The sequence below is a fragment of the Thiomicrospira aerophila AL3 genome, from assembly GCF_000227665.2.
GTDB classification, from domain to species: Bacteria; Pseudomonadota; Gammaproteobacteria; order Thiomicrospirales; family Thiomicrospiraceae; genus Thiomicrospira; species Thiomicrospira aerophila.
Genome location: NZ_CP007030.1, coordinates 1,827,157 through 1,853,972, shown reverse-complemented (window position 1 = coordinate 1,853,972; position 26,816 = coordinate 1,827,157). Strand labels below are relative to the sequence as shown.

The 26,816-nt window shown below is 46.8% G+C and carries 20 protein-coding genes and 1 tRNA gene; 10 read left to right on the top strand and 11 right to left on the bottom strand.

Annotated features, from left to right (window positions below; all coding sequences use genetic code 11):
* Both THIAE_RS09030 and THIAE_RS10660 read left to right on the top strand, forming a co-directional pair.
* On the top strand, positions 1-3,156 hold the full coding sequence (locus THIAE_RS09030) for an efflux RND transporter permease subunit (protein ID WP_006460840.1): 3,156 nt from the start codon (positions 1-3) through the stop codon (positions 3,154-3,156).
* Positions 3,157-3,170: 14 nt separating this feature from the next.
* Positions 3,171-5,750, top strand: coding sequence for a methyl-accepting chemotaxis protein (locus THIAE_RS10660; RefSeq protein WP_006460841.1), 2,580 nt, complete (start codon positions 3,171-3,173; stop codon positions 5,748-5,750).
* A 17-nt stretch (positions 5,751-5,767) separates the two neighbouring features.
* On the opposite strand, the gene THIAE_RS09020 is transcribed toward THIAE_RS10660, so the two are convergent.
* From THIAE_RS09020 to THIAE_RS09010, 3 genes are all read right to left on the bottom strand, one after another.
* Positions 5,768-7,039, bottom strand: a complete 1,272-nt coding sequence (locus THIAE_RS09020; protein ID WP_006460842.1) for a class I SAM-dependent RNA methyltransferase — start codon at positions 7,037-7,039, stop codon at positions 5,768-5,770.
* Entirely contained in the window at positions 7,040-7,828 is a 789-nt protein-coding gene (locus THIAE_RS09015; RefSeq protein WP_006460843.1) for a hypothetical protein, read from the bottom strand.
* 110 nt (positions 7,829-7,938) lie between these two features.
* The gene (locus THIAE_RS09010; RefSeq protein ID WP_006460845.1) at positions 7,939-9,819 is read right to left on the bottom strand and encodes an esterase/lipase family protein; all 1,881 of its coding nucleotides are present in this window, start codon (positions 9,817-9,819) and stop codon (positions 7,939-7,941) included.
* 121 nt (positions 9,820-9,940) lie between these two features.
* On the opposite strand from THIAE_RS09010, the gene THIAE_RS09005 reads away from it, so the two are divergent.
* A tRNA-Arg gene (locus tag THIAE_RS09005) sits at positions 9,941-10,015 on the top strand.
* 10 nt (positions 10,016-10,025) lie between these two features.
* On the opposite strand, the gene THIAE_RS09000 is transcribed toward THIAE_RS09005, so the two are convergent.
* The gene (locus tag THIAE_RS09000; RefSeq protein ID WP_006460847.1) at positions 10,026-11,210 is read right to left on the bottom strand and encodes a pyridoxal phosphate-dependent aminotransferase; all 1,185 of its coding nucleotides are present in this window, start codon (positions 11,208-11,210) and stop codon (positions 10,026-10,028) included.
* A gap of 161 nt (positions 11,211-11,371) precedes the next feature.
* Here THIAE_RS09000 and uvrB point away from each other — a divergent pair, with 161 nt between their 5' ends.
* From uvrB to THIAE_RS08985, 3 genes are read left to right on the top strand one after another with little or no spacing between them, the layout of a single operon-like run.
* On the top strand, positions 11,372-13,411 hold the full coding sequence (gene uvrB / locus THIAE_RS08995) for an excinuclease ABC subunit UvrB (protein ID WP_006460849.1): 2,040 nt from the start codon (positions 11,372-11,374) through the stop codon (positions 13,409-13,411).
* A 39-nt stretch (positions 13,412-13,450) separates the two neighbouring features.
* Positions 13,451-14,359, top strand: a complete 909-nt coding sequence (locus THIAE_RS08990) for a tetratricopeptide repeat protein (RefSeq protein ID WP_006460851.1) — start codon at positions 13,451-13,453, stop codon at positions 14,357-14,359.
* Positions 14,349-15,482, top strand: coding sequence for a L,D-transpeptidase family protein (locus tag THIAE_RS08985; RefSeq protein WP_006460853.1), 1,134 nt, complete (start codon positions 14,349-14,351; stop codon positions 15,480-15,482). Before THIAE_RS08990 ends, THIAE_RS08985 begins: the two co-directional genes overlap by 11 nt.
* On the opposite strand, the gene THIAE_RS08980 is transcribed toward THIAE_RS08985, so the two are convergent.
* Complete coding sequence (locus THIAE_RS08980) at positions 15,479-16,354, bottom strand: M14 family zinc carboxypeptidase (protein ID WP_006460855.1); 876 nt, start codon at positions 16,352-16,354, stop codon at positions 15,479-15,481. The two genes, THIAE_RS08985 and THIAE_RS08980, sit on opposite strands and share 4 nt — an antisense overlap.
* A gap of 113 nt (positions 16,355-16,467) precedes the next feature.
* On the opposite strand from THIAE_RS08980, the gene THIAE_RS08975 reads away from it, so the two are divergent.
* On the top strand, positions 16,468-17,100 hold the full coding sequence (locus THIAE_RS08975; protein WP_006460857.1) for a response regulator: 633 nt from the start codon (positions 16,468-16,470) through the stop codon (positions 17,098-17,100).
* On the opposite strand, the gene THIAE_RS08970 is transcribed toward THIAE_RS08975, so the two are convergent.
* Both THIAE_RS08970 and THIAE_RS08965 read right to left on the bottom strand, forming a co-directional pair.
* Positions 17,097-17,546 (bottom strand): DNA polymerase III subunit chi, encoded by a 450-nt coding sequence (locus tag THIAE_RS08970; RefSeq protein ID WP_006460858.1) that lies wholly within the window; start codon positions 17,544-17,546, stop codon positions 17,097-17,099. The genes THIAE_RS08975 and THIAE_RS08970 overlap by 4 nt on opposite strands.
* Before the next feature lie 3 nt (positions 17,547-17,549).
* Entirely contained in the window at positions 17,550-19,019 is a 1,470-nt protein-coding gene (locus THIAE_RS08965) for a leucyl aminopeptidase (protein ID WP_006460859.1), read from the bottom strand.
* Positions 19,020-19,114: 95 nt separating this feature from the next.
* Between THIAE_RS08965 and lptF the strand changes: the two genes are divergently transcribed.
* Positions 19,115-20,182 (top strand): LPS export ABC transporter permease LptF, encoded by a 1,068-nt coding sequence (lptF, locus tag THIAE_RS08960; protein WP_006460860.1) that lies wholly within the window; start codon positions 19,115-19,117, stop codon positions 20,180-20,182.
* Entirely contained in the window at positions 20,179-21,285 is a 1,107-nt protein-coding gene (lptG, locus tag THIAE_RS08955) for an LPS export ABC transporter permease LptG (RefSeq protein ID WP_006460861.1), read from the top strand. Before lptF ends, lptG begins: the two co-directional genes overlap by 4 nt.
* A gap of 59 nt (positions 21,286-21,344) precedes the next feature.
* Here the strand turns inward: lptG and THIAE_RS10655 are convergent, their stop codons facing one another.
* From THIAE_RS10655 to THIAE_RS08935, 4 genes are all read right to left on the bottom strand, one after another.
* Positions 21,345-22,181 (bottom strand): c-type cytochrome, encoded by an 837-nt coding sequence (locus THIAE_RS10655; RefSeq protein ID WP_006460862.1) that lies wholly within the window; start codon positions 22,179-22,181, stop codon positions 21,345-21,347.
* Positions 22,182-22,198: 17 nt separating this feature from the next.
* The gene (locus THIAE_RS08945) at positions 22,199-23,521 is read right to left on the bottom strand and encodes an NAD(P)/FAD-dependent oxidoreductase (RefSeq protein ID WP_006460863.1); all 1,323 of its coding nucleotides are present in this window, start codon (positions 23,519-23,521) and stop codon (positions 22,199-22,201) included.
* Positions 23,514-23,867 (bottom strand): c-type cytochrome, encoded by a 354-nt coding sequence (locus THIAE_RS08940; protein WP_006460864.1) that lies wholly within the window; start codon positions 23,865-23,867, stop codon positions 23,514-23,516. The genes THIAE_RS08945 and THIAE_RS08940 overlap by 8 nt, the downstream gene beginning before the upstream one ends.
* 175 nt (positions 23,868-24,042) lie before the next feature.
* Positions 24,043-24,693 (bottom strand): protein-L-isoaspartate O-methyltransferase family protein, encoded by a 651-nt coding sequence (locus tag THIAE_RS08935; protein ID WP_006460865.1) that lies wholly within the window; start codon positions 24,691-24,693, stop codon positions 24,043-24,045.
* Between the two features lie 182 nt (positions 24,694-24,875).
* On the opposite strand from THIAE_RS08935, the gene thrS reads away from it, so the two are divergent.
* Positions 24,876-26,813, top strand: a complete 1,938-nt coding sequence (thrS, locus tag THIAE_RS08930) for a threonine--tRNA ligase (protein ID WP_006460866.1) — start codon at positions 24,876-24,878, stop codon at positions 26,811-26,813.
* The last annotated feature ends 3 nt before the right edge of the window (positions 26,814-26,816 follow it).

The window sequence follows — 26,816 nt, the reverse complement described above, 5'->3', positions numbered from 1 at the left end:
ATGTTACTGTCTGATACGGCTGTCAAACGTCCCGTTTTGGCGGCGGTGATGTCATTATTGTTGGTCGCATTCGGTATGTTGGCCTTTGATCGCTTGCCCTTGCGTGAATATCCCAATATTGATCCGCCGATTGTCTCAATTACCACTGGCTATCCGGGGGCGTCGGCCGCGGTCATTGAATCACGCATTACCAAGCTAATCGAAGATCAGATTGCCGGTATTGAGGGTATTTCATTTATCGAATCGACCTCAAGTGATGGGCGTTCACGGATTCGGATTGAGTTTAATATCGACCGCGATATTGATTCTGCGGCTAATGATGTGCGCGATCGTGTCGCACGAGTCGCGCGTAACTTACCAGACGGTGCCGATCAACCTGAAGTTCAAAAAGTCGATGGTGACGATGATGTGATTGTATGGTTCAACCTCACGTCCGATAGTATGACGGTGCCTGAGCTGACGGATTATGCCCGGCGTTATTTAGTCGATCGTTTTTCAGTGTTAGACGGTGTGGCCCGTGTTCGTATTGGCGGTGGCCAGGAATATGCAATGCGCCTGTGGTTAGATGCCAATGAAATGGCGATGCGCAATATCACCGTGAGTGATGTAGAACGCACGCTGCGCAGTGCCAATATTGAATTACCGGCGGGTACCGTTACCATGCAGGATACCTCATTTAGTGTCAGGGTGGATCGTCAATTAACCAGCGTTGCCGATTTTGAACGTTTGGTGGTTAAGCGCGGTTCCGCGCAAACCCAGGTACGCCTAGCCGATATTGCGCGCATCGAGTTGGGTTCGATCGAAAATCGCAGTTTTTTCCGAGGCAATGGTCTGCCGATGATTGGCTTAGGGATTATTAAACAATCCACCGCCAATACCATTACTGTTGCCGAAGGTGCTGCTGCCGAAGTAGCACGTTTAAACGCGATTTTGCCTGACGGTATGGCCATAAAAGCCAGCTATGATAGTTCGGTATTTATCAAAAGCGCGATTAACGAAGTCTATAAAACGCTTGCTATCGCGATTGTGTTAGTGATGCTGGTGATTTTGCTGTTTTTGCGTAGCGTCCGCGTGGCCCTGATTCCTTTGGTTACGGTACCCGTCTCGATTATTGCCACCTTCTGGGTGTTGTGGATGCTCGGATTTTCGATCAACCTGTTAACCTTGTTAGCCCTGGTGTTAGCGATTGGCTTGGTGGTCGATGATGCGATTGTGGTGCTTGAGAACGTACAGCGGCATATTGAAAAAGGCTTCTCACCGCTCGCCGCAGCCTTTTTGGGTACTCGTCAAGTCGGTTTTGCAGTCATTGCGACTACGCTGGTTTTGGTGGCGGTATTTTTCCCGATTAGTTTTTTACAAGGCACCTTGGGCCGATTGTTTTCTGAATTTGCCATTACGCTCACGGTAGCGGTAATTTTCTCAAGTTTTGTTGCCTTGACCTTATCACCGGCCTTGGCCTCCAAGTTGTTAAAAGCACGCAAAGCGAACGCTAAGTCAGCGGCTATAAATATCGATACGGAATTGGACAATACCAGGCCTGCTGATTATCAAGCGCCGGATGGCATGATGATTAGGGCATATCGTCCGATCTTAAAAGCCATCGTTAAGTGGCCTATTATGATCCTGCCAATTCTGTTTGCAGCCTTCTATGCCAGTTACTGGTTGTTTCAACAGCTTCCGGAAGAATATGCCCCTCGAGAAGATCGTGGCGCATTCTTTATTTTTGTATCGGGTCCGGAGGGCGCGACCCATGATTATATGAAAACCTATCTAGATGAGGTCGAAGCGCGTTTAATGCCGTTGGTTGAAAATGGCGAAATCAATCGCTTGTTAATTCGGTCGCCGCGTGCATTTGGCAATACGGAAATTTTCAATACCGGGATTGGCATTGTGGTGCTGAATGATTGGTCAGAACGCAGGCCTGCTAATGAGATTATGCAGGATGTGCGCGAGCGTTTGGCCGATTTGCCGGGTATTCGAGCCAATCCCGTGATGCGCCAAGGTATTGGCGGGCGGGTGCAAAAACCCGTGCAATTCGTGTTAGGCGGCGGCAGCTATGCAGAACTGGCGGAATGGCGGCGCATTATTACCGATGCGATTAACGACAACAACCCTGGCTTTGAGGCGGTTGATTGGGACTATAAAGAAACCAAACCGCAGTTACGCGTTAACATCGATTATGAAAAAGCGTTTGATATGGGGGTGACCACTGAAGAAATTGGTCGCACTTTGCAAACTCTGTTGGGTTCAACACGGGTGACAACCTTTGTTGACCAGGGGGAAGAGTACGATATTATTTTACAGGCTGATCGTCGCTTGTATCGTTCGCCAACCAGTTTGGATCTGATTCATGTGCGTTCAAACACTACTGGTGAATTAATTCCTTTATCAAGTTTAGTCAGTTACGAGGAGTTTGCCGACTCCGGTTCATTGAATCGTTACAACCGGATGCGCTCAGTCACGATTGATGCAAACCTAGCACCTCATTTAAGTCTAGGGGAGGGGCTGGCTCATTTGGAAAATCTGGCACGCGAACTCTTGCCACCGGATGCGATGATTGACTATAAAGGTCAGTCCCGTGATTTTCAGACTTCAGGTAATGCTGTATTGTTTGTATTTTTACTGGGTCTTGTGGTGGTTTTTCTAGTGCTCTCTGCTCAGTTTGAAAGTTTTGTCAGTCCGTTTATAATCATGTTTACAGTGCCCCTTGCGGTATTAGGTGGTTTGTTAGGTTTGTGGCTATACGGCCTCACTCTTAATCTATATACGCAAATTGGGTTGGTAATGCTTATTGGCCTCGCCACTAAAAATGGTATATTAATTGTCGAGTTTGCTAATCAATTACGTGATCAAGGTATTGCATTTAAAGAAGCGTTGATTGATGCCTCTTGTATGCGACTGCGGCCTATACTGATGACGGCCATTACTACTTGCGTAGGGGCGGTGCCATTGATATTAAGCTCGGGTGCCGGTGCAGAAACGCGTTATGTATTAGGTATGGTGTTAATTTGGGGCGTGGCGATAGCTACTGTACTGACTTTAATTGTCATTCCTGCAGTGTATGCGTTACTTGGACGTTTTAGCCAACCTGCTGGTGTGAATAGCAGAGCACTGGTAGCTGAACTAGGTACAGACCTCGACCGATATAAAAAATAAAATAGGATACTAGAATGAAGTTCGCTGACCTTGCATTAAAAACAAAGGTGTCAATTTTTACCATTTCACTTGGGGTACTAATGGCCATAGTGATTGGCATAAAAATGTACTACTTAAATATTTTGCCTACTCAAGCGGCGACACAGGAGCAACTGTTAAATGAGTCGCGTATTCATGTTGAAAAAGCGATCGATCTGAAAGTGCAAAGTGGCATCCTAGGTGCAACAGCATTAAGTATGCAGCCGCAGCTAATAGAAGCACTTTATGTTGAAGAGCGTGATGACCTGTTAGATTTTTTTGGTAGCATCCGCGACAACTTCCGTAATAAGTCCAACTTCAATAATATCGCCACTATTTTATTTTCAGCCGATGGCCGTATGTTAATTCGGTCTTGGGAGCTTGATAGCTTTGGTCAAGATGCGAGTAATAGTCCAATTATTCAGCGGGTGATGCAAGAACGTCAATCCTACGCGGCGCTTGGGGTAGGCGCGCGTGGAGTAGGTGTTGTCGCTGTTGCTCCCATTAATGATGGCGATACTCAATTAGGCATGGTATCTGTTTTACAAGGTCTTGCTTCGACGGTGAGTGATTTTAAAGGGATTGAAACTGACTGGGTGTTGCTCATCGATCAGGCATATATCGACACCTATTTTCCTGGCTTTGATGTGGTCGCTAATAATAAGAAAATTGGTTCAAACCATATTTTAGCGAACAACAATTGGTTCGACCCTGCGGCGGTCGCGATGCTTGAGCGTTATTTTACGGCGGTAGAAGGTGATAAAGAACAGGTTTTTTTAGCAGAAGGCAAAGTTGTCATGGATTTACCTGCGTTTGATGAACGTGGGGAAGTTATGGGTCGGCATATTTTGATTCGCGATGAAGGCTATTTGTTAGATCCGATCAATGCGGCAACAAGTGAGGCTTGGTTTACATTAGCTGCTATTTTGATTGGCTTGTTGTTACTTATTGGTATCGTTATTTTTTTAGTCAATCATATGGTGATTAATCCACTCAAGCAAGTGCAAGGCTTAGTGCAACAGGTTACGCGTGAAGGTCGTTTTGGTGTTCAGACTGAAGTAAAATCAAAAGATGAGGTAGGACAAACGATAGCCGCAATCAATAGCCTGCTTGCGAGTGTCGATCATTCCTTGAACGAATCTAATCTAGTCGTGTCTGCATTAGCAAAGGGTGATTTTAGTAAGCGCATAGAAGGCGAATATGTTGGCGATTTGGCCGAGTTGAAAAATGGTGTAAATCGAAGCGTAGAAAATATTGTCGCGGTAATGAACCAAATCGCAGGCGCAATGGAAGCACTCAGTAAAGGCGAGTTTGATTACAAATTCAGTGCGGCAGGTGAAGGTGAATATGCGCAGATTATGAATTATGCCCAGCAAGCGATGGCGCAAACGGATCAGTTAATCGCGGAGATTAACCATGCCATGGCTGCAATGCAAGCAGGTAATTATCAAGCGCATATCGATGTTGAAGCACATGGACAGTTGGCGGTAATGCGTGACCGGGTAAACGACTCTATTGCTAATTTAGATAAAGCCATTAAAGATATTACTCGAATTGTTGTAGCACAGAGTGAGGGCGACTTAACCCAGCAAATTACCCATGAATATAAAGGGGATTTAGATGTCCTTAAGCAAGCGATTAATCGCTCTTTAGCGCAACTTTCAGCCATGGTGGATCAGTCTATCCAAGCGTCTATGGTGGTACGTTCAGCTTCTGAAGAAGTGTCGAAAGGCGCGCACGACTTGAGTCAACGTGTTCAACAACAGGCTGCAGCACTTGAGCAGACCAGTGCGACGATGGATGAGATGAATGAAGCGATTCAAAACAATACTGAGAATACGGAGATGGCTTCAAAATCAGTATTAGACATTCGTGATCAAGCTGCGCAGGGTCAAAAAGTAATGACCCAAACTATTCAAGCTATGGAAGAGATTGAGTCTGCTAGCCAGCAGATTGGTGACATTGTCCATTTGATTGACTCCATTGCGTTCCAAACTAATTTGTTGGCTTTGAACGCGTCGGTTGAAGCCGCGCGTGCAGGTGATCAGGGTCGAGGTTTTGCTGTTGTGGCCGGTGAAGTCCGTAACCTTGCACAAAAGTCAGCTGAGTCAGCGAAGAACATCAAGGTGCTGATTGATTCGAGTGTTGAAAAAGTTAATAACGGTACGCAATTAGCCACAGATCTTGAGAAGCGTTTAGCCATGATGGCGGACAATATTAATCAAGTCACCGGTATGATTGAGCAAATTGCTAATGCGTCGGGTCAGCAGGCTGAGGGGATTGGTCAGGTACATCAAGCCATAAACGAGATTGACAGTGTGACCCAGCAGAACGCCGCCTTGGTTGAGCAAACCTCTGCAGCCGCTGAAAGTATGAGCGATCAAGCGACTCAGCTAGAGGAAACCATGCGATTCTTCAGAACGTCACACTCCTCTTCACCTGCACCACGCTTGGCTCCGGCGGCTGTGCAGTCATCTGCAAGTTTACCTAAGCCTGCCGCTAAATCTATGTCTAAACCCACTACAAAACCGGCTGCATCAAAAAAGCAGGCAGATGATGACTGGGCGGAGTTTTAAGTGGCAAACCCCGCGTATTAGCGGGTAAGACACACTAAGCTTTCGATATGTTTAGTATGGCTAAACATATCGAATTGTTGAGCTTGTTCAATAACAAAACCTTGGGCTAAAAGTAGGCCTAAATCACGGATTAAACTACCTGGATGGCAGGATACATAGACCAAGCGTTTTAGCTGAGTTTGACCAAGTTTTGCACACAAGGCTTCGGCGCCGGCTCGACCTGGGTCCAAAATGGCGCAATCCGCTGACCATGACCACCAGGCCTGCTGCTCAGGCGTATCAAATAAATTCGCTACCCTAAATTTAACATTATGCACATCATTTACCTTGGCGTTGTGTCGCGCAAAAGTGACTGCCTGAGGATTCCCTTCTATGCCTAATAGGGCGCTGGCCTGTTGTGCGGCTGGCAAACTAAAGTTACCAATTCCAGAGAAAAAATCGATGACCTTGCTATGAGCATCAAGCTGGAGCCAGTTTAAAGCTTGCGCCACAAGCTGTTCATTTACGCTCTGGTTGACTTGAATAAAGCTAGTCGCAGCATGATAAAACCTTAGCCCCATCAAGCTATAAAAGCTTTGTGCCTCCGCTACTGCGTCAAAATCATGCTGTTCTTTGTCGGTCTCACCTAGTTGGGTTTGGACTTGGTTGTCACCCGCGGTGAGCCAGAGAGTTTGATTGCGTGTTGCCGCTTGTTGCAACCAAGCGGGACGTTCTGACGCAAGGGTTTGATTAATCGTTGCTGCCAAAATCGGACACTGAGTGACATCTACTATTTGATGGCTTTGTGGGCTGCGAAAACCCAGCACGGGTGCCTGATCTTGCCAGTCGCGACCAAGAATCAATTTGGCCCGTCGACGGTATGCGCGATCAGGGGTATTGGGTGTGTCATGCCAGGTAATGACGGGTTTGGGCTGCAATTTGGTTAGCGCTTGCATCAGCTGTTGCTGTTTCCAATGGCGCTGTGCGCTAATCGATAGGTGCTGAAGCTGACATCCACCACATGTAGCATAGATTGAACAGAAGGGTTCCGTACGATCGGGCGAAGGCAGTTCAATTTCGATTAGCTTGGCCAGCGTATAGCGTGGTAAGTCATCAATAATCTGGATGGTGACCAGGTCACCAGGCACAGCACCTTCAACAAACAGGGTTTTTCCTTGAATTTTGCTGACACCTTGTCCTGCTTCAGATAGGTCCGTTATGGTAATGTTGGCAAGGGTTTGTCCGGGTTTTAAATGGGTTTTAGCCTGTCTGTTAACAGGCTTGGCATATCGGCGATTAGGTAGTTTCAATTATTGAATTCCGATCACATCTCCAACCGTCGCTTGGAAATAAACTGGGTCGAATGAAGGGGGTAATTGTTGGTGAATAATAAAGTACATATATACTGCGTGTAATGCACCGAACTTATAAAACCAATGTCCTAGCCAACGTTTTAGCAGGCCTGGTTCAACTCGGCGCAATTTCAGTTTACTCTTTGCGGTCCCAAACAAGTAGCCATAGGTTGCGCCACTAATAGGTTGTTGGGGGTTTAATCGACCTGTTTTAACTAATTCTTTCGATAGGCGTACAGCGTCACGAATTGATTTGGCGAGTGCCAGACTCAAGTGCTTTGATACCTGTGCGCTATCGGCCTTGCCTTTTTCGAGTTGCTGGCGAAGGTAGGCGTGCTTTTGCGCCAGCACATGGTGCGCTTTAGCAAGGTGCAGGGTAATTTGGCCATCACTGTCTTGGCTGTAAAACACATGATCACTCAGGTTGGTAAAGACCAAACGGCCGGTTAGGCGCAGACTGATTTTATTGACCAAGTCTTTAAAAGAAAAGAATGGCATGGTGGCTAAAGGATAGATGATTAAAAAAGTAAGTAGCAGCGAAAAGCTGATCGCCACTGAGCGGCGACGCATCGGTGTGCCTTCATAAAAACCAAACATCACAATAAAAAAAGATAGGGTTAACAGGCCTGCTATTAAGAAGGTATTTAACAGGTGCTGCCATAAAAAATGTCGGCCCTGCTGGCTTGCAACCAAGGCTTTGGTAAAGCGCCAAGTTTCAGTGACACGAAATAGCCATTCATTGTTCATGATGTTTATCACCTTGTCATGATTGCAGACGTAAAATTTGCGATTTATTTGATCGCACGAGTAACCTTTTAATTATAGGCGTGAAGTAGTCTTTTAGCAATGAGGTGGGGTTAGTTGTGTTTAAGTGACTGTTTGATATGCTCGGTTAAGATACGGCGTATTTCAATAATAGCTTCAGGCGTTTCTTGAATGCTGTGGCCGCCAATAATAACTTTTTCTGACTGAGCGCCAGCAAGGTGCGCACTGTGATAAGGCACTAGTCCATCATTTGATTTTCCAAGGGCAAGGTTTGGGTCTTCTTGACCAATGATGCTGTGATAAGGCAAGTCGGGTGTTATTGCTAGAGCTGTAGTCATTTTTAAAAAAGGATTGTCTTCTCTGAGGTTGTCAATACTATTAAGTGTGCGGATCAAGGTTATGTCTGTCTGGCCATCAGGGCGGCTTAATAAACTGACCAGTTCAGCTGTTTTGCCGATAAGTGTAATTGGGAGAGTTACGAATTGACTGATTCTTTGCACCCAGGCTTTGCTGGCAAATGGGGTGCCTTGATGCGGCGAAGCGATAAAGATAACGCGACCTATGTTTGGTAGTGTCTCAAAGCTAAAAAGCGATTTAAATTCAGCTTCAGCAAGCTTAGCCCGGGTTTTATCTAATGAGTACTGGGCAATCCAGTTATCCCAGTTTTCATCTGGTGAATCTGAAACCAACAGACGGGCTAGGACGCCACCCATGCTATGACCCACTAAAACCATGTCCGTTGATGCAGGGTAAATTCGATTTGGATCAAAATAATTAACTGCATCCTCGATTGCATATTTGATTGCATGGCGATTAAACATTAAGGGCACATTGGTTGGATAGTAAACTTGCCAAATTTGATAGTTTTCGCGAAGTAGCGGATCTCCTAAGATTTCATTGGCGAGATTGACCCAGGCCTGTGGGCTACTTGCTAAACCATGGAGCATTACGATAATTTTTCTATTAGGATCGTAAGGTTGCATCATAAATATATGCGGTTCTTGCAAGGTCTTGTCCAAGCCAACTAGGGTCAGTAAGGGTTGTGAGGCAAATTTTGAATTGGCCAACCACAATGCATAGGGGGTCGTGAAATCGGCTTCAAGCGGCAAGCTGAAGCCATTTATATTAATACCAGTCGTTTGATAGGGGTCGAAGTTACGTAAATAAACCGTTTGAGTGCGTAGCAGTGAAGTCAAATCAGTTGCTTCAAATAGGGTTAGGCTGGTTAATGGTGAAAAGGGTGTCTCACTCCAGGGCCGCGGGTCTAGTCTAATTTCGGTATTGTTAACGATTGCAACCAAACCTGCACCCAATCCGTGCAGTTTATATTCATTACGTAAACCAGAAAGGCTAAGCGATGAGGCTGCTTGGATGGCATCAGGTAAGCGTTGTCCAGCGGCTAAACGGGTTTCATCAAGCCGACCTTTAATCTGCCAGTTCAGAAGATTAAATTCAAACTCATCTGGTTCAGTGATAGATACTGAATCGCGATAATGATCGAATAAGCTCAGCGTTATCTGTTGTGTGGCAAAATTATAATAGTCGCGAACTTGAATTTGGCGGTCTTCAAAAGAACGTTGGCTTGGGGAGCGGTCAGTTAAAAATAAATAGCCGTAGGCAAAGCGCGCGGCTTCTAAATAGGCATCAAGTTGCGCGTCTCGCTCATAGCGTGATAATTCGTGGTCTGCCGAGAGCATAATGGCACGTTGAAGCCAGAGTTCAGACAGAGCAGCTAAAGTTTGTTCGTCAAAATCGCCATCAAGGGCCATTAAGGCATTAATGCAAGGTAGATTATTGAAACGGCATTGATTTGCTGTTTTACCCGCAAGTTGCAGCTTGTTGACTGTCATGCTGCTCAGTTTGCCTGTGGTTAAAATATCGCCACGTTTTTGGCTGATATAGTCACGGCTGTCTTGATTATGTACTTTGATACTGCTGCAACCTGAAAAGATCAACAAACTCAGTAGTAACATAAGGCTTTTGAGTTTAATGGGATTCTCCAAGTTGCAGATGCGTTGGTTTGGAATTCTTGAGATAAAAATTTTTACACAGTTAAAAACTAACCCTTATAATATCGACACTTTCATCAAGTTCGCGCTCATAGTGAAATGGATATCACGAGGCCCTCCGGAGGCCTAAGTGGAGGTTCGATTCCTCCTGAGCGCGCCATCTTCCTAGTTTATGCCTGGCGCATGAACTGATCGATACGATCGAGTGCCTCTTCCAATTGAGCCATACTGGTTGCAAATGAAATCCGTAAATGACCTTCACTGCCAAAACCTGAGCCAGGAACAGCGGCGACTTCGGCATGATCTAAAATGGCACTGGCTAATTCGGCATCATTGGCCAAGCCTTTCATTTTCACCGCTTCGCTGACGTTGATGAACATATAAAAAGCGCCATCCGCCGGTAAGCACTTAAAACCTGGAATTTGATTAATCCGTTGCACCACAAACTGATGGCGTTCTTTAAATGCGGCTAGCATTGTTTGAATGCAGGCCTGGTCACCGTTAAGCGCGGCCACTGCGGCTGCTTGAGAAATCGAGCAGGGGTTAGAGGTACTTTGCGATTGGACGGTTTTCATCGCTTTAATAATCGCTTTGGGGCCACCAGCATAGCCAATCCGCCAACCGGTCATGGAATAGGCTTTAGACACGCCATTTAATACAATAGTGCGGTCAGCCAAGGCTGGGCAGACTTCTAAAATATTGGTAAAGCCCACTTCACCTAAAATAATATGCTCATACATATCATCAGAGGCAATCAAGATGTTCGGGTGAGCCAACAATACATCTGCTATGGCATGCAATTCATCAGCAGTATAAATTGCGCCGGTAGGGTTAGAGGGGCTGTTAATCACCACCATACGCGTATTGGGGGTAATCGCTTGCGCAAGCTGTTGAGCGCTAATTTTAAAATTTTGTTCAATATTGGTTTCTATAATAATCGGGTTTGCGCCAGCTAATAAAGCCATGTCCGGGTAGGATACCCAGTAAGGCGCAGGAATGATGACTTCATCGCCATCATTAAGCACCGCTTGGCAAAGATTATAAAAGCTCTGTTTGCCACCGCTTGATACGAGAATTTCGTCAGCGGCGTAATCTAGCCCGTTGTCACGCTTGAACTTAGCTTGAATGGCCTGCTTAAGTTCGGGAATACCATCAACGGCGGTGTAGCGTGTTTGTCCGCCTTCAATGGCTGCAATACCAGCCGCTTTGATGTGCGTTGGCGTATCAAAGTCGGGTTCGCCGGCGCCAAGGCTTATAATGGCTTTTCCGGCCCGTTTGAGTTCAGCGGCTTTGGCTGAAATTACCAGGGTTAATGAAGGTTTTACACGTTGCACACGATCAGAAAGCAAGGCCATGAATTTCTCTCAGCTGATAGTATGATGCTGAAACAGCACCGGAATTTAAATTTATATGAAATAACCCTTTATTTTACTGTTTTTATAGGTTATTTAAAGCAGTTTATAAAAAATGTTTAGTTGGATCTTCCACATCATCTTTACCTTGTTAAGGAGCCGTCATGGCAAAAGCGTTTGAATTGGTATCACATTATCAACCTGCGGGCGACCAACCCGCTGCGATAGCAGGCCTGGTAGAAGGTCTGCAGGATGGCGAAGCCTATCAAACGCTGCTTGGGGTGACCGGGTCGGGTAAGACCTTTACCATGGCGAATGTGATTCAGCAGGTTAAGCGTCCAACTATTATTATGGCGCATAATAAAACCTTGGCTGCGCAGTTGTATGGTGAGATGAAAGGGTTTTTCCCTAAAAATGCGGTCGAATATTTTGTTTCTTACTATGATTATTATCAGCCGGAGGCCTATGTGCCGGCATCAGATACCTATATTGCCAAAGATGCGGCGGTCAATGAGCAGATTGAGCAGTTGCGTTTGTCGGCCACCAAGGCGCTGATGGAGCGTGAAGATGTGATTTTGATTGCCACGGTGTCAGCGATTTATGGTCTGGGGGACCCGGACCAATATTTGAGCATGATGCTGCAACTGCGCCTGGGCGATAAAATCAGCCAACGTGATATTTTGGCGCGTTTAGCGACCATGCAGTACAGTCGAAACGATATTGAAATGTATCGCGGTATGTTCCGGGTGCGTGGTGACGTGGTGGATGTCTATCCAGCTGAAGCTGAACAGTATGCGGTGCGGATTGAACTGTTTGATGACGAGGTAGAGCGTTTGAGTTGGTTTGACCCGCTCACCGGTGAGCAGGTTGCTAAGGTGACGCGTATTAGCGTTTATCCAAAATCTCACTATGTTACGCCGCGAGAGCGCGTGCTTGAAACCATTGATCAGGTCAAAATTGAGTTGAAGGCTCGGTTGGAGGAGTTACGCAGTTTAAATAAACTGGTTGAAGCGCAGCGGCTTGAAGAGCGCACGCGCATGGACATCGAGATGATGTTGGAGCTAGGCTATTGTCAGGGGATAGAAAATTATTCGCGTTATTTGTCGGGGCGGGGTCCGGGCGAAGCACCACCGACTTTAATTGATTATTTGCCTAAAAATGCTTTGATGATTATTGATGAAAGCCATGTCACTATTCCGCAAATTGGCGGCATGTATAAAGGTGACCGTTCGCGTAAAGAAAATTTGGTTAACTATGGTTTTCGACTGCCTTCGGCGATGGATAATCGCCCGATGAAGTTTGAAGAATTCGAACAGTTAATGCCGCAAACCATCTTTGTTTCAGCGACCCCTGCGGCTTATGAGTTTGAACACAGCTCGAAAATTGTTGAGCAGGTGGTGCGCCCAACAGGCCTGGTGGACCCGGTGCTTGAAGTGCGCCCCGCCACCACTCAGGTTGATGATTTGCTCGGTGAAATTCGATTGTGTGTGGCCAAGGCTGAGCGGGTGCTGGTGACGACCTTAACCAAACGCATGGCCGAAGATTTAACCGATTATTTAGAAGATCACCAGGTGCGGGTGCGTTACTTGCATTCCGATATTGATACCGTTGAGCGGATTGAAATTATTCGTGATTTACGTCAGGGCGAATTTGATGTGTTGGTCGGTATTAACCTATTGCGAGAGGGGCTAGATATTCCCGAAGTGGCATTAGTGGCGATTTTGGATGCCGATAAGGAGGGCTTTTTGCGCTCCGAACGGTCGTTGATTCAAACGATTGGGCGCGCCGCACGTAATACCGAAGGGCGGGCGATTTTGTATGCCGATAAAATCACCAAGTCAATGCAAAAGGCGATGGATGAATCCTTGCGTCGCCGTGAAAAACAATTAGCCTTTAACGAGACGCACGGCATTACCCCGACGGCTTTAAATAAAAAAGTGACCGATATTTTAGAGCACTCGCCCTATGCCTCCAAAGCCGGGCGCACTAGCCAGCGGAGTGCAATGGTGGCTGAAGCGAATGGCGACTTTGATGTTGCGTCTATTGCGCTGCTAAAACCGGCTGAGCTAGCGAAAAAGATCAAGCAAACTGAAAAGCAGATGTATGAAGCGGCGAAAGCGCTCGATTTTGAGCTGGCGGCGCAGTTGCGTGATCAAGTTAAACAGTTAAAGGCAGGCATGGTTGGCGTGGGCGATTTAAGGTAAACTTCACGTCATAATTTAAAAAAACTTAAAGTGAGCGCTATGAAAAGTTTTGCCATCAAATTTTTAAGCATTGTTAGTGTGGCCTTTGCGATATCGCCTGCTTTTGCTAGCCTAGCCTCTACTGATGAAGAAGCTGCTAATAGGGTGCTTGTGATCGAACGTCACATCATCGATGGTGAATTTGATCTAGCCTTGAGCAAGTTAGAAAATGATCAGATAACTGTCTTTCACCAGCAGTATTTGCGCGGCTGGATGTTCGTTAAGCAGCAGCAGTACGCGCAAGCTAAAGAAATTTGGCTACCTTTATGGGAATTGCATCAAGATAAACTTGAGCTGGGCAATAACTTAGCGGCTGTGCTAATCGCTTTAGGTGAATATGATTTTGCCAAGCGAGTCTTGGAAACAAGCTTACAGCAGGATCAAGACATTGCGAGTGCGCTTGGCAACCTGAATAACTTGTATAGTTTTTTGGCACAACAGGCCTATGCGAGTATCTTTCGTCGTATTGAAGCGACCCCTCCCAAAGCGACATGGTTGCATTTGACTGCGCAAACGGCCACCTTCACGCCTCCGCAAATTGTGATCGCTGATCAGTCTGATATTGGGCCAGATGTGATGCGGGCGTTGGTGTCTTGGCGCCAAGCCTGGAGTAATCAACAGGTTGATAATTACTTAAAGGCTTACAGTGAACGTTTTATCCCCGCTAATGGTCAAAGCCTACAGGACTGGCGACGTGCTAGACAGCGTAATGTTTCGCGTCCAAGTTTTATTGACGTTCAATTAGAAGATATTCGTATTATGCCGATTAATGACCAATTGGCTCGCGTAGAGTTTTTACAAAACTACCGTTCAAACGTTATCAGTAGTCGAACTAATAAAGTACTGTTGTTTGAAAACAACGGTCAAGATTGGCAAATTATTCAGGAAATTGTGTTAAATGAAGACTAAGCGTGGACTGCAGGTTATTGCTCTTATTTGGCTTGTTGGGTTGCAAGGTATTGTTGCTCCCAAGTTAGTTGCGGCTCAGACGGAGGCAGCTGCGCCTTCAGAACTGGTATTTGAAGCACCCACTCGGCAAGCTGAGCGTCTGTTGCTTGAAGTGTTGCATTATATTAGTGAAGGCAACATGGATCTTGCCTTGACGCAGGTGCAAAATTTAACTGAACGACACCCTGATTATCATTTAGCTCAGCTTATTAAAGCTGATTTGTGGGCGTTTCGAGCAGGGGATATGGCTCTTTTAGAACGTGTAGGTTCACTTTACCCGATTACTGTTAGACGCTTGCGTGAAGAAGCACAAGTGCGTTGGCAATTTGCACATTCCGATGAAAGTTTGGTTGAAAACCTCTTGCATTCATCGGTATTAAAGGTGGGTAAGCAGCAGCATTTAGTCTTGATTAACTTGGCGAAAAGTCGGCTTTATCTTTACCAGGTTGATAATGGTCATTTAGATTTGATTACAGACTATTATGTGTCGATGGGAACCGGTGGTGCGGGGAAAGAGCGTGAAGGTGACCGCAAAACACCGATTGGTGTGTACCATATCACTGATTTTGTGCCTGGTGAACGTTTAGCGGACTTATACGGCTATGGCGCTTTGCCGTTGAACTACCCAAATATTTGGGATCAGTCCCTAGGTCGAACGGGGCATGGTATCTGGTTGCATGGTACGCCAAGCGATACGTTTAGTCGTCCACCCCAATCTAGTCAAGGGTGTGTGGTGCTCAATAATGAAGAAATGGGTAGTTTGGTGTCTAAGTTTAATGTGTCTGTGGCCACTCCGGTTATTATCGTAAATCAGGCGGAAGACTTGATGTTCTTAGAGTCGGAGCGTTTAGAGGTATTAAGTGAGGTGCAGCATTGGTTAGCTAGCCAAGGAGAGGCTTTTAACTGGGCAGATGTCAGTGTTTACAGTTATCCTAATGAGGCACAACTTTATTATGCGACCTTTCCGGATGTTCGCCGAGAAGGTCATTTAATTCATCAGTATTGGCGTCGAGATCAAGAGGGCGCTTGGCAGTTAGTCTTACAGAGTACTGACCCAGTGCAAATTGCGACGCGGCTCAATTAAAAGTCCGCTTCGTAAGTTTCAAGCTTTGCATCAATCCAATCTACCATGTCCTGCCAAATCTGCATGATTTCTTGTTGATTTGGTAGCCTACCCGCTGCTTCTAATTCAATGGTAAGTACAGGTATATTTAGGTGTTCGCCTGCATAACGGCCTAATGAACCTGGAAAAGTCCCTAGTTGTTGTAACTTGAGGTGCCCCATCCGGTCAGGACGCGCAAAGTCAGGGCCGTCATAGTCTAATAATCCGTAAGGAGCGTGAATAGAAATAATGGCATCGGGTTGAAAGGTTTTAATAATTTCAATTTGCCATTGGGTTTCAGGCTCGCTGCCAGCCGCTGGGCCAGGATAACGGCGAGCGTTTCGACGTGTATGGCTTTCCCAAAACTTGATAGCGAGCTCGTCCCAGTCCGGAGTTGGAAAATTGCGGTTTAAATCAACATTGTTCGCATTGGTGCGAGTAGAGGGTTGGCGATAGAGACCATCTGGATTGGCTAGGGGTAAAAACAACCAATGATGCGCTATAGCCTCTGGATTTGCCAGCATGGTTTGCATCCACAAATAGCCAATGCTGATCGCTGAAAACTCATCACCATGCACTCCGCTAATAATCAGTACCCTAGCCTTAGGACGCGTGTCGCTGGCTGGAATAAACTCTCTGTGTGTAAGTGCACGTCCTTGCACACTACTATGGTGGCTCGTTTGTAAATCAAGTGCTAAACACCCTTCGATGGTAATGGTTCTTAGTTTAGTGGCCCAGTTTTGACAATAATCGAGCATACTAGCCTGATCTAACTTCCCATCAGCTTGCGCTTGGGTAGGTAGTTGAGCAAAGAGCAGTATGATCACCAGTGAAAGCAAAGGCTTCATGAGCATAGATAAGATTTCCGCAGTCAAAGTTTTTAGGTATTATAAAAGCTAAAAATATTATCGAACAATTATGTTGTATCGAATTTATCCCTCAAGCCCCGTTTGCCTGGAGATGTTGCGTGACTAGAAAGATTTTATTGGTTGAAGATGAGCCTGCTTATGCTGAGATGTTAACCAAGATTTTGGCGACCAAGCAGTTTGATGTTATTCACGCAATCAATCGGGAAGAAGCATTAAACTTATTTGAGCAGCATTCGGCTAGTATTTTTTGTGTTTTACAAGATTTGGGTTTACCCCCACAAGCGTCCGCTATTGAAGAAGGCTTGGCTTGTATGACCGGTCTTTTAGTCATGCAGCCTCATTTAAAGGTAATTGTGCTGACTGGGCGCGATCGGGGAGAAGCGGGTGCCCATGCCATCGCTATGGGGGCTTTTGACTATCTGGAAAAGCCCATTGCTTTAGAAGGGTTAATTGTTGCTCTAGAGCGTGCAAAATTGTTTAGTCAATCTGAAAACACCCTAGTTAAAGAAGGGGTGATTCCAATAAAGTTTAATGCGCATTTGGATCAGGGGTTAAAACTTTCGCGCGATCATTTTGAGGCTGCGCTAGTGCGACGGGTGCTGGGTGAGTGTGAATTTAATATTAGAAAGGCGGCAGATATTTTAGGGGTTAAGCGCGAAGGTTTATATTATCTACTCAAAAAGCATAATATCGAAATGCTTAGAGAGGTCAGTGACTGGTCGGAAACCTAATCAGTGTTCGCAATTTTATGTACAACAGGGGTGAAGCCTTGTTGTTTGTATTGGCGCCAGCGCTCGCGGCCTGGTTCGATTCGCTCAGGAGACTGATCCAACACTTCTATCGTGCGTTGAAAGCGCTCAAACTCTGGATAGAGTTCGGGGTGGAGGTTTATAAGCACATCTTGTTGTGGTTTTATGAGTTCGGGACCATGGAGCAGAATGCGGCTAGGTAGTGTACCGGCAAGGCTATGACCAAGATAGCGGTCTGCCGGTTGTTGCCAAGCAATCTGATTGAAGCGTTCGGCCTGCTCTTGTGTTTCAAAGCGCACATCAGCTCGACGCTGTTGTTGTTGAATTTTCAATAACAACTTAGCCAAAAAGCGCTCACGGCTGTGGGCATCGGCACTCTCTAACACATAAAATACCAGGCCTGGTTCTGCTGCAGGGTTCACGGACATCTATTATGCCTGTTTTGAAAGCAAGAATTGCACTAAAGCCGGTACTGGGCGCCCACTGGCGCCTTTATTGGCACCCGATTGCCAAGCGGTGCCGGCGATATCTAAATGTGCCCAGGCGACGTTTTTGGTGTAGCGCGCTAAAAACTGTGCCGCGGTAATGGTGCCGCCTTCGCGTCCGCCAATGTTGGCCATGTCGGCAAAATTAGACTTTAATTGTTCATCCCATTCTTCGCCTAGCGGCAACTGCCAAAAACGATCATAGCTGTAGTCACTGGCGGCTTTGAGTTCATCAACTAGTGTCTGATCATTGCCTAATACGGCTGAAACATGATGGCCTAGGGCGATAATGCATGCCCCGGTTAGGGTCGCCATATCAATCACACATTTGGGTTGATAGGTTTGTTGCGCATAGGTGAGTGCGTCACATAAAATCAAACGGCCTTCAGCATCGGTGTTTAAAATCTCAATGGTTTGACCGGATAGCGAGGTGACGACATCGCCAGGTTTAATCGCATTACCTGCTGGCATGTTTTCAGTCGCCGGAATCACCCCAACCACATTGATTTTTGGTTTAAGTTCACCGAGTGATTTTAATACCCCTAATACGGTAGCCGCACCGCACATGTCATATTTCATTTCATCCATTGCCGCGCCAGGTTTGAGTGAAATACCGCCGGTATCAAAGGTTACGCCTTTCCCCACCAGTGTGATGGGGGCGTCTTGCGAATCGGCGCCCCAGTATTCCAAGCAAATCATTTTTGGCGGGGTGACGGTGCCTTGCGCGACGGCCATAAACGAGCCCATGCCCATGGCAATCATGTCATCGCGTTCTAAAATGGTGGTCTTAAAACCATAATCCTGGGCGAGCTGCGTGGCGGTGTCGGCCAGATAACCTGGCGTACAAATATTACTTGGTAAGTTGCCTAGGTCTTGGGTGAGTGCCATGCCTAGCGCACTGGCTTGACCTTGCTGAGCCGCTTGGGTCAGTTTATCTGTGGCATCCATTGGATAGCTAATCTCGGTGATGGCCGATTGTTTGGGTGAATGCTCACCGCGACTAGGGTGGTTGTAGTCATAAAAGCTGCGCTGCCAGCTTTGCGTATGTTGCAGGACTGACCAGGCCTGGTCGCAACTGGCTGGGTAATGTAATACGCTAGCATCCGAAATGTGTTGGGCGCCGGTGTTTTCGAGTGCTTTGATGACAGCGGCCTGCGCACTCAGTGCTTTTTTAACGGTTAACTTATCGCGCTCTCCCAAGCCCACTAATACTACACGCTGGGGGGTGTCGCTATAGACAGTGCGTGTTTCAGCAAGCTTGCCACTAAAATCGCCTTGTGCGATGAGTGGCGCGACTAGATTTTGAACTTTAAATTGAGTCAGAATCGGATCGTCGAGTTCATTTTGATAGAGGGCAATAACTAAGGTGTCGGTGGGATTCGGGTTCGCAGAAAAGTGGATCGCCAGTTTTTTCATCGCATGATTCCTGTAAGTTTAGTGTCTTAGTCAGTGTCTCGCAAAGTCAGTGAGATTCTACTGTTATAATGCTCACTATTCTAACGTGAGATGCAATGATTGTGCGTATTCTCGATAAATATCTTTATAAAGAACTGCTGCTGACGCTATTGGCGGTGCTGCTGGTGTTATTGCTAATTGTGTTTGGTACCGAGGCGACGCGACTGTTGGCGATGGCAGTAGAAGGCAAACTGCCTTCGGCTATTTTAGGCCAGGTTCTGCTGTTACAACTGCCGGCGGCATTGGAAATGGTGTTGCCCTTGGTGGTGCTTTTGAGTGTGTTAATTGCGTTTGGTCGCTGGTATCAAGACCGCGAAATGGTGGTATTGCAGGCCTGTGCCGTATCACCGGGTTATTTACAACAACGTTTGGTATGGTTTTTAATACCGGTCGCTTTCAGTCTGGCCATTATCAGCCTTGTACTCACCCCCTGGGCCGTCAAGCAAGAACGCGAATTGATTTATCAAGCCACGGTACACGCGCCCTTATCAGGACTGGTAGCGGGCCGTTTTAACAGCTTGCCACAAGGCCAAGGCGTCCTTTATGCTCAACGCATTGATGCCGACGGTCAAATGCAGCAGGTCTGGTTGCAGCAGCAAACACCGGCAGGAGATCGTTTAGTCGTAGCGCCCGTGGCACGTTTTGAGTGGATTGATAACCGTTTGGCGCTCGTTATGTTGGAGGGCTGGGCGTATGAGGGATTGGTGCGCGGTGAGACCTTGCGAGTCAGGCAATTTGAGCGCTTTGAAGGATTTCTACCGGCCTTACCTGTGCCTAATATGACGCCGCGGCAAGAGGAAATGTCGGTGATTGAACTTTGGCAAGCCGGCACGCCGCAAGCGATGGCCTTACTGCAATGGCGTCTAGTCTTGCCGATGAGTGTCCTGGTGTTGGGGTTGGTGGCGTGGCGAATGAGCAAAACGGATCCGCGCCAAGGCCGATTCGGCAAAATTTTCTTGGCGATTTTTATTTATATTCTCTATCTGCAATTGTTATTTACTTTTAATGGCTGGGTGCGTCAAGGCATTTGGCCGGCGTTGCCCGGTTTGTTTGTCGTCCCAATAGTGACCTTGCTTTTGCTGTGGTTGTTGCCAAAGTGGCGACAAGTAAGGAGGCTGGCTTGAAAAAAATAGAGTGGTACTTAGCCCAGCAACTTGTTGTGCATATTAGTTTGGTGATGGTGGTGATTCTGATTATTCTCGGGTTTTCAGAGTTTATGAACCAGGTCACCAACCTTCGTGAGGATTACACCCTAAGCAAAGCGGCGATTTTTTCGTTATTAAAAATGGTGGTATTTGCCTATGAGGTGTTTCCGATTGCGTTATTGATTGGCACCTTGTTGGCGTTAGGGGGCTTAGCGAATCGTGCCGAGTTGACGGTGTTGCGGGTCACGGGTTGGTCGGTAAAGCGTTTGTATTGGGCGGTTATTAAAGTGGTGTTGGTGCTATGGTTGTTGATGGCGTTAGTTGGTGAGTTTTTGGCGCCAGTGAGTGAAAGTTATGCCACGCAAATGCGTGCGGAATCCTTAAATCGTTCTTTATCGGTGGGCGGGCGTGAGGGCTTTTGGCTTAAAGAGCCTTCAAGGGTGATCCAGATTGAGCGTGTCGTTTCGCCTACTCATCTGCGCAATATCACTCTGTATCAGTTAGAGGATGATCAGGTTGTGTCATGGATTCAGGCGCCGAATGCCTCTTTTATTAGCGATGATACTTGGCAGCTTGACCAGGCCTGGTCGCATAGTTTGTCTTGGCAAGATAGGGCAGATTTGCCGCATACGCATGGCTTAGCTAGCAGTATGGTCTGGGATAAGCAGCTTCTCACTGACGCGACCATGCCACTGCCGATTGGTGCGGATTTAATTCAAAAGCTACAGCTGGATCCTCGTTATATGCGTTTTGATGAACTGCAACGCTATATTAATTTTCTGACTGAGAATGAGTTGGATGCTCATGTTTATAAACTGGCGTATTGGCAAAAGTGGTCGGTGCCGATTACAGTCATGGCGATGATTGCGCTGGTGTTGCCACTGGTGTTAGGGTCAACACGTTCGGTGAGCATGGGGCAGCGAATTTTTGTCGGCTCGTTGATTGGGTTGAGTTTTTATTTGCTAAATCAGTTTGTTGGTAATATGTCCGTGGTGTATCAATTTTCTGCAATTGTGGGTGCGTTTTTACCATCAGTTATGCTTTTGGTTGTGGCGGTGCTGGCACTTAAGCGCGTGCGCTAGACAAAAAAACGCCAGCGTGAGCTGGCGTTAACGGAGCATAAGTTTAAATAACCGAAAGGTTACTGACCTAATTGTGCATAGTAATGCGCCAGTTGTTCGATCTCACTGTTAGTTAAGTTTTTTGCGACATTACGCATGGTGGCGTTTATGTCATTATTACGACTGCCATCACGATAAGCCTTGAGTGTCCGCACGGTGTAATCCACTGATTGACCCGCAAGTGCTGGGAAAATGTCGCCATTGCCTTCACCTTGTGCACCATGACACGCTGCACAGCTAATAATCATTCGGCTCATATCACCTGTCGTCACTAAGGTTTGGGTACTCGCTTCAATCGTCACATTTGAGACGGTATTGACTAGCGCAGGCTGTGAGGCATAGTAGCTAGCCAAATCACTGATGTGCTGATCGGTTAGCTCTTTACTAATGTAGTGCATAATCTTGGCTTGCCCATAAGGTTCAGCGCGATGGTTATGGCGATAGTCTAATAAAACCTTGCGTAAATAGTTTTCCGGTTGTGCATTTAGATTCACATAGGTATGCGAACGAAACTCGCCTGCAACACTATGACACGCAACACACAAAAACTGATTCGCAACGCGTTCACCGCGAATTGAATCACCCGCTGGCAAGGCGCCCAGTGCGTCTCGTAAACTGGCGTCAGTCCAAGGGGTTGGACGATCTTGTAAGCTTTGCGCAACGGCAGAAATACGGGTTAAATCAAGCTGTGTTGATTGGTTTAACGCGCTAGCATCCGGTGCGCTGCTGGTTTCACTCGTAGTTGATGTGCTTTGTGTCGCACTTGTAGGCGTATCAGACTGGCCACAGCCTGCCAGTGTGAAAGCCAGGCCTGCTGCTAGAGCGGTTACAGAAAATGGTTTAAATGGTGTGTTCATGAGGATTCCTTTCACGCTTAACCGAATACATCTTTAACAAAAGCGCGGTGCCAGTTTTTCTGGTAAGTCGCTTCTAAAATAGGTTGACCAGGCAGGTCTGTGATGGGAGAGACCCCAGATGATTCACCCTTCGCCACGATCTTGTTATCCACTACTTCGTAAATCGCCGAAATACTGATGCCATAGTTAGAGCCAACCAGGCTATAACAGACGTTGGCAAAAATCGCTCCAGGTTGTGGCTCGCCGCGCAGTTCAGCCGCAATAGCACGAGCGCAGACTTTCGCTTGGGTATTCGCTGCGTTGCCTGACTTAGGCATTTCGTCCGCTATCGAGCTGTCACCTAATACATAGACATCCGGTTGAATCGTTGATTCAAAAGTGTGGCGATTAATCGGGCACCAACCAGAGTTGTCGGTTAGGCCAAGGGTCTGGGCGATTTTGCCAGCACGTTGGTTAGGAATAATGTTACACGCATCATATTTAACTGGGCCGCCATCGCTAAACAAGGTTTTGTTGTCGACATCAATGCCCGTGACGCGACCACCCTTATCAAGTGATACCCAGTCAATCAAGCTGTTATCCGTGCCATAACCATATAAACGCTGCCATGCGGTTTGGAAAGGCGTGTATTTTGAGTGTGAGTTTTTCGGATCAAGAATAATGATCTTGCCGGTTGGGTTATGTTTTTGCATCCATTCAGCAAATAATGACACGCGCTCGTAAGGGCCTGGTGGGCAGCGGAAGTTGCCGGCAGGGGCACTCATCACAAACACGCCACCTTGCTTCATGCTTTGGAACTGGTCGCGGAGCATCAAGGTTTGTGGGCCAGCTTTGTAGGCATGGGGCAATTGCGTGTTCGCCAGTTCAGCGCTGTGGCCTTCGTAATCTTCATAGCGGAAGTCGATGCCTGGTGACATGACCAGTTTGTCGTATTTGATTTCATCGCCTTTGGCGGTACGTACTAGTTTGCGATCGAAATCCACCGCCGTTGCGCTATCAAATACAAAGCCTATGCCGTATTGGTTGCGCAGGGTGTCGTAGGAAAAAGTCAATTCATCTAAGGTATGCAGGTTCACCATCACATCGTTAGTGCGTAAGCAAGTAATGTAGTGATCATTGGGTTCAATGACGGTGATTTTGACATCTGCGTGAGCAAAACGCAGATATTTGGCAAAGGTCGCACCGCCAATCCCGCCGCCGATGACAACCACGTGCTGTGCGTTAGCCGCATAGGCTTTGTGCGAGGCACCAAAAAGCCCGGTTCCTGCTAAGGCTGCTGCGCCGAAGGTTTTTAGCAATGTACGGCGATCAAGGGGTTGATTGAATGTCGAATTAGTCATTGTGTAACTCTCCGGTCCATTGAGTTTTGGGTTGTGCGGCAAACCAGTGTGCCATCGCCGTGATTTCAGCATCGGTGAAACCTTTTGCCACGCGATCCATAATCACCGCTGCGCGTTGACCATGTTTGAATTGTTGCATCACTTCAATAAAGTAGTCGGCATCTAGGCCCGCTAAACCAGGCATGGACTCACCAAATTCGCGACCGTTGGTGCCGTGGCAGGGTGCGCATAACCAGGCCATCGCTTCGGGGTCATAACGAAGTTCGTTGTTGTCAGGGTGGGCATGGGTTGCTTGACTCAATAGCAGCAGGCTTGCTGCGAGTAGCGTGAAAGACTTTTTTCTCATGGTCTTATCCTTAGAGGCGTATGAATAAATCCTGTGGATAGTACAATAAGAAATGTTTATGGTCACATTATAATAATCTATTGATTTTTATAAATAAAATTTATGGATGCATAAAAAACCTGGCCTGCGTATAGCAGGCCAGGTTTTCAATCGATAGTGACCTAATATAAGGTGTTTAGAACTGGAATTTTCGCGGACGGGCCTGTTGGCTGTGTAGTGGTGCAACCAACGTTTCAAACAATGATTCTTCAACCCATTCTTCATCACTGATGCGGGTGATCAGGATGGCTGAGATGGCAGGGGCTTCGCCAACAAACGCAACCATTCGGCCACCTAAAGCGAGTTTTTCACGGTAGGCTTGCGATACCTCTGTCAGGGCGCCGGTAATGACAATCGCATCATATTGCTCACCATCAGGCCAGTTTTGACTAGCATCGCCTTGATGTAGCTTGATGTTGGTGCAATCGGCTAAGCGTGTTTGGGCTTGTTCAAATAGGCTCGGGTGCCATTCAATGCTGGTGACGCTTGCTGCGGCATGGCTCAGTAAGCGGGTTAAGTAGCCGATACCGGTTCCCACTTCTAATACGCGATCCTGTTCGGCAAGGTCGATTGCCTGCAGCAACTTCGCTTCAATTTTAGGGCTGAGCATAAATTCGCCTTCACCAATTGGAATCTCCAGGTCGCTGTAGGCGAGCTTTTGTTGCGCCTCTGGAACATAAAGATGACGTGGGTGTGCTTCAAGCAACGCAAGAACATCAGGATCAAGCACATCCCATGGACGAATTTGTTGTTCAATCATAAAAAAACGGGCCTGGTCAAAATTCATCGCGCTTCCTTACAGGTTTTGGTTTGACAAAGTGGCATGATTATAACGATTTTAGCGCATAAGTTCGTGACTTTTAACTGATATTCTAAACAACTGCGCATTAAAAAAATGATGTGTGGTATTATTATCGGCTTAATTTTATTCTGTTTTTTCATTTTCTAAATGTGTCGGGTGACGTAATCATGCCAATTATAACTTTGCCAGATGGGGCTCAGAAAACCTTTGATCAAGCGGTCAGTGTGCTTGATGTCGCGCAATCAATCGGGGCGGGATTAGCCAAGGCGACCTTAGCGGGCCGTGTAAATGGCCGTTTGATTGATGCGGCTGATATGATTACTGAGGATGCAACCTTAGAAATAGTGACGCTGAAAGACCCGGCTGGTTTAGAAATTATGCGTCATTCTTGCGCCCATTTATTAGGTCATGCGCTTAAACAATTATTTCCGCAGGCTAAAATGGCGATTGGGCCGGTGATAGAAAACGGCTTTTATTATGATGTCGATGCACCAGAGTCCTTAACGCCGGACGATTTAGTGGCGCTTGAGCAGCGTATGAAAGCGCTGGCTAAAACAGGTTATGCGGTTAAAAAAGTGATGACCCCGCGTGCGCAAGTGATCGACACTTTCAAAGCGCGAGATGAAAGCTACAAGCTTGAGCTGGTTAATGATATGCCCAATGAGACCGAATTTGGCTTGTATCACCATGAAGAATATATAGATATGTGTCGTGGGCCGCACGTGCCTAACATGACCCATATTAAAGCCTTTAAGTTAACCCACTTGGCGGGTGCTTATTGGCGCGGTGATTCCAATAATAAAATGCTGCAACGTATTTATGGTGTGGCTTTTGCCTCCAAACAAGAGCTTGACGCTTATCTAACTATGATGGAGGAAGCGGAAAAGCGCGACCATCGTAAGTTGGGTAAAATGCTGGACTTGTTTCATCTTGAGGATATTGCACCAGGTATGGCGTTTTGGCATCCAAAAGGTACCATGCTGTATCGCGTGGTTGAGGACTACATGCGCGAGCAAATCCATCAGAACGGTTACGAAGAGATTCGTACCCCATTCATTATGGATCGAATCTTGTGGGAAAAGTCAGGTCACTGGGATAAGTTTAAAGACAATATGTTTACCACCCACACCGAGCATCGTGATTATGCAGTGAAGCCGATGAACTGCCCCGGTCATATCATGGTCTATAATCGCCATTTGCATAGTTATCGCGATTTGCCGGTGCGAGTGGCTGAGTTTGGTACGGTGCATCGTAATGAGTCGTCTGGTACGTTACACGGTTTAATGCGTGTTCGCTCCTTTACGCAAGATGATGCCCATATTTTCTGTACTGAAGATCAAATTAAAGATGAAGTGCAGGGTTGTATCGACCTGGTATATCAAACCTACGCCGATTTTGGTTTTGATAAGATTGAAGTCAAGTTTTCAACTCGTCCTGAGCAACGTGTTGGTAGTGATGCCGTTTGGGATCAGGCGGAAGCCGCGCTGGAGCAAACACTGCGTGATGCCGGCCTAGAATATGACTTGCAGCCAGGCGAGGGGGCCTTTTATGGCCCCAAGATTGAGTTCTCATTGCGTGATTGCATTGGTCGTGTTTGGCAGTGTGGCACCATTCAGCTTGATTTTTCGATGACCCAGGGTGAGCGTTTGAATGCGGTATATGTAGGTCAGGATAATGATAAGCATCATCCGGTTATGATTCACCGGGCCATTTTGGGTTCGCTGGAGCGTTTTGTCGGGATTTTGATAGAACATTACGAGGGGCGTTTCCCTACTTGGTTAGCGCCGGTGCAATTAGTCGTTGCACCCATTTCACAGTCACACAGTCAATATGTGACCGAATTTGCCGAAAAACTAAAAAAACAAGGGTTTAGAGTCGAAACGGACTTGAGAAATGAGAAGGTTGGGTTTAAAATTCGCGAGCATACTCTTCAGCGCGTACCCTATATTCTTGTCGCAGGTGATCAGGAAGTGGCCGATCAAACCATTACGGTGCGGGCACGAAATGGTGATAACCTCGGTTCGATGACACTAGACGCTTTGTTGAGTCATTTGTCTGCCGATGTGGCCCAGTTAGGTCGCAATCAAGGGCAGCCGCAAGATTAATTT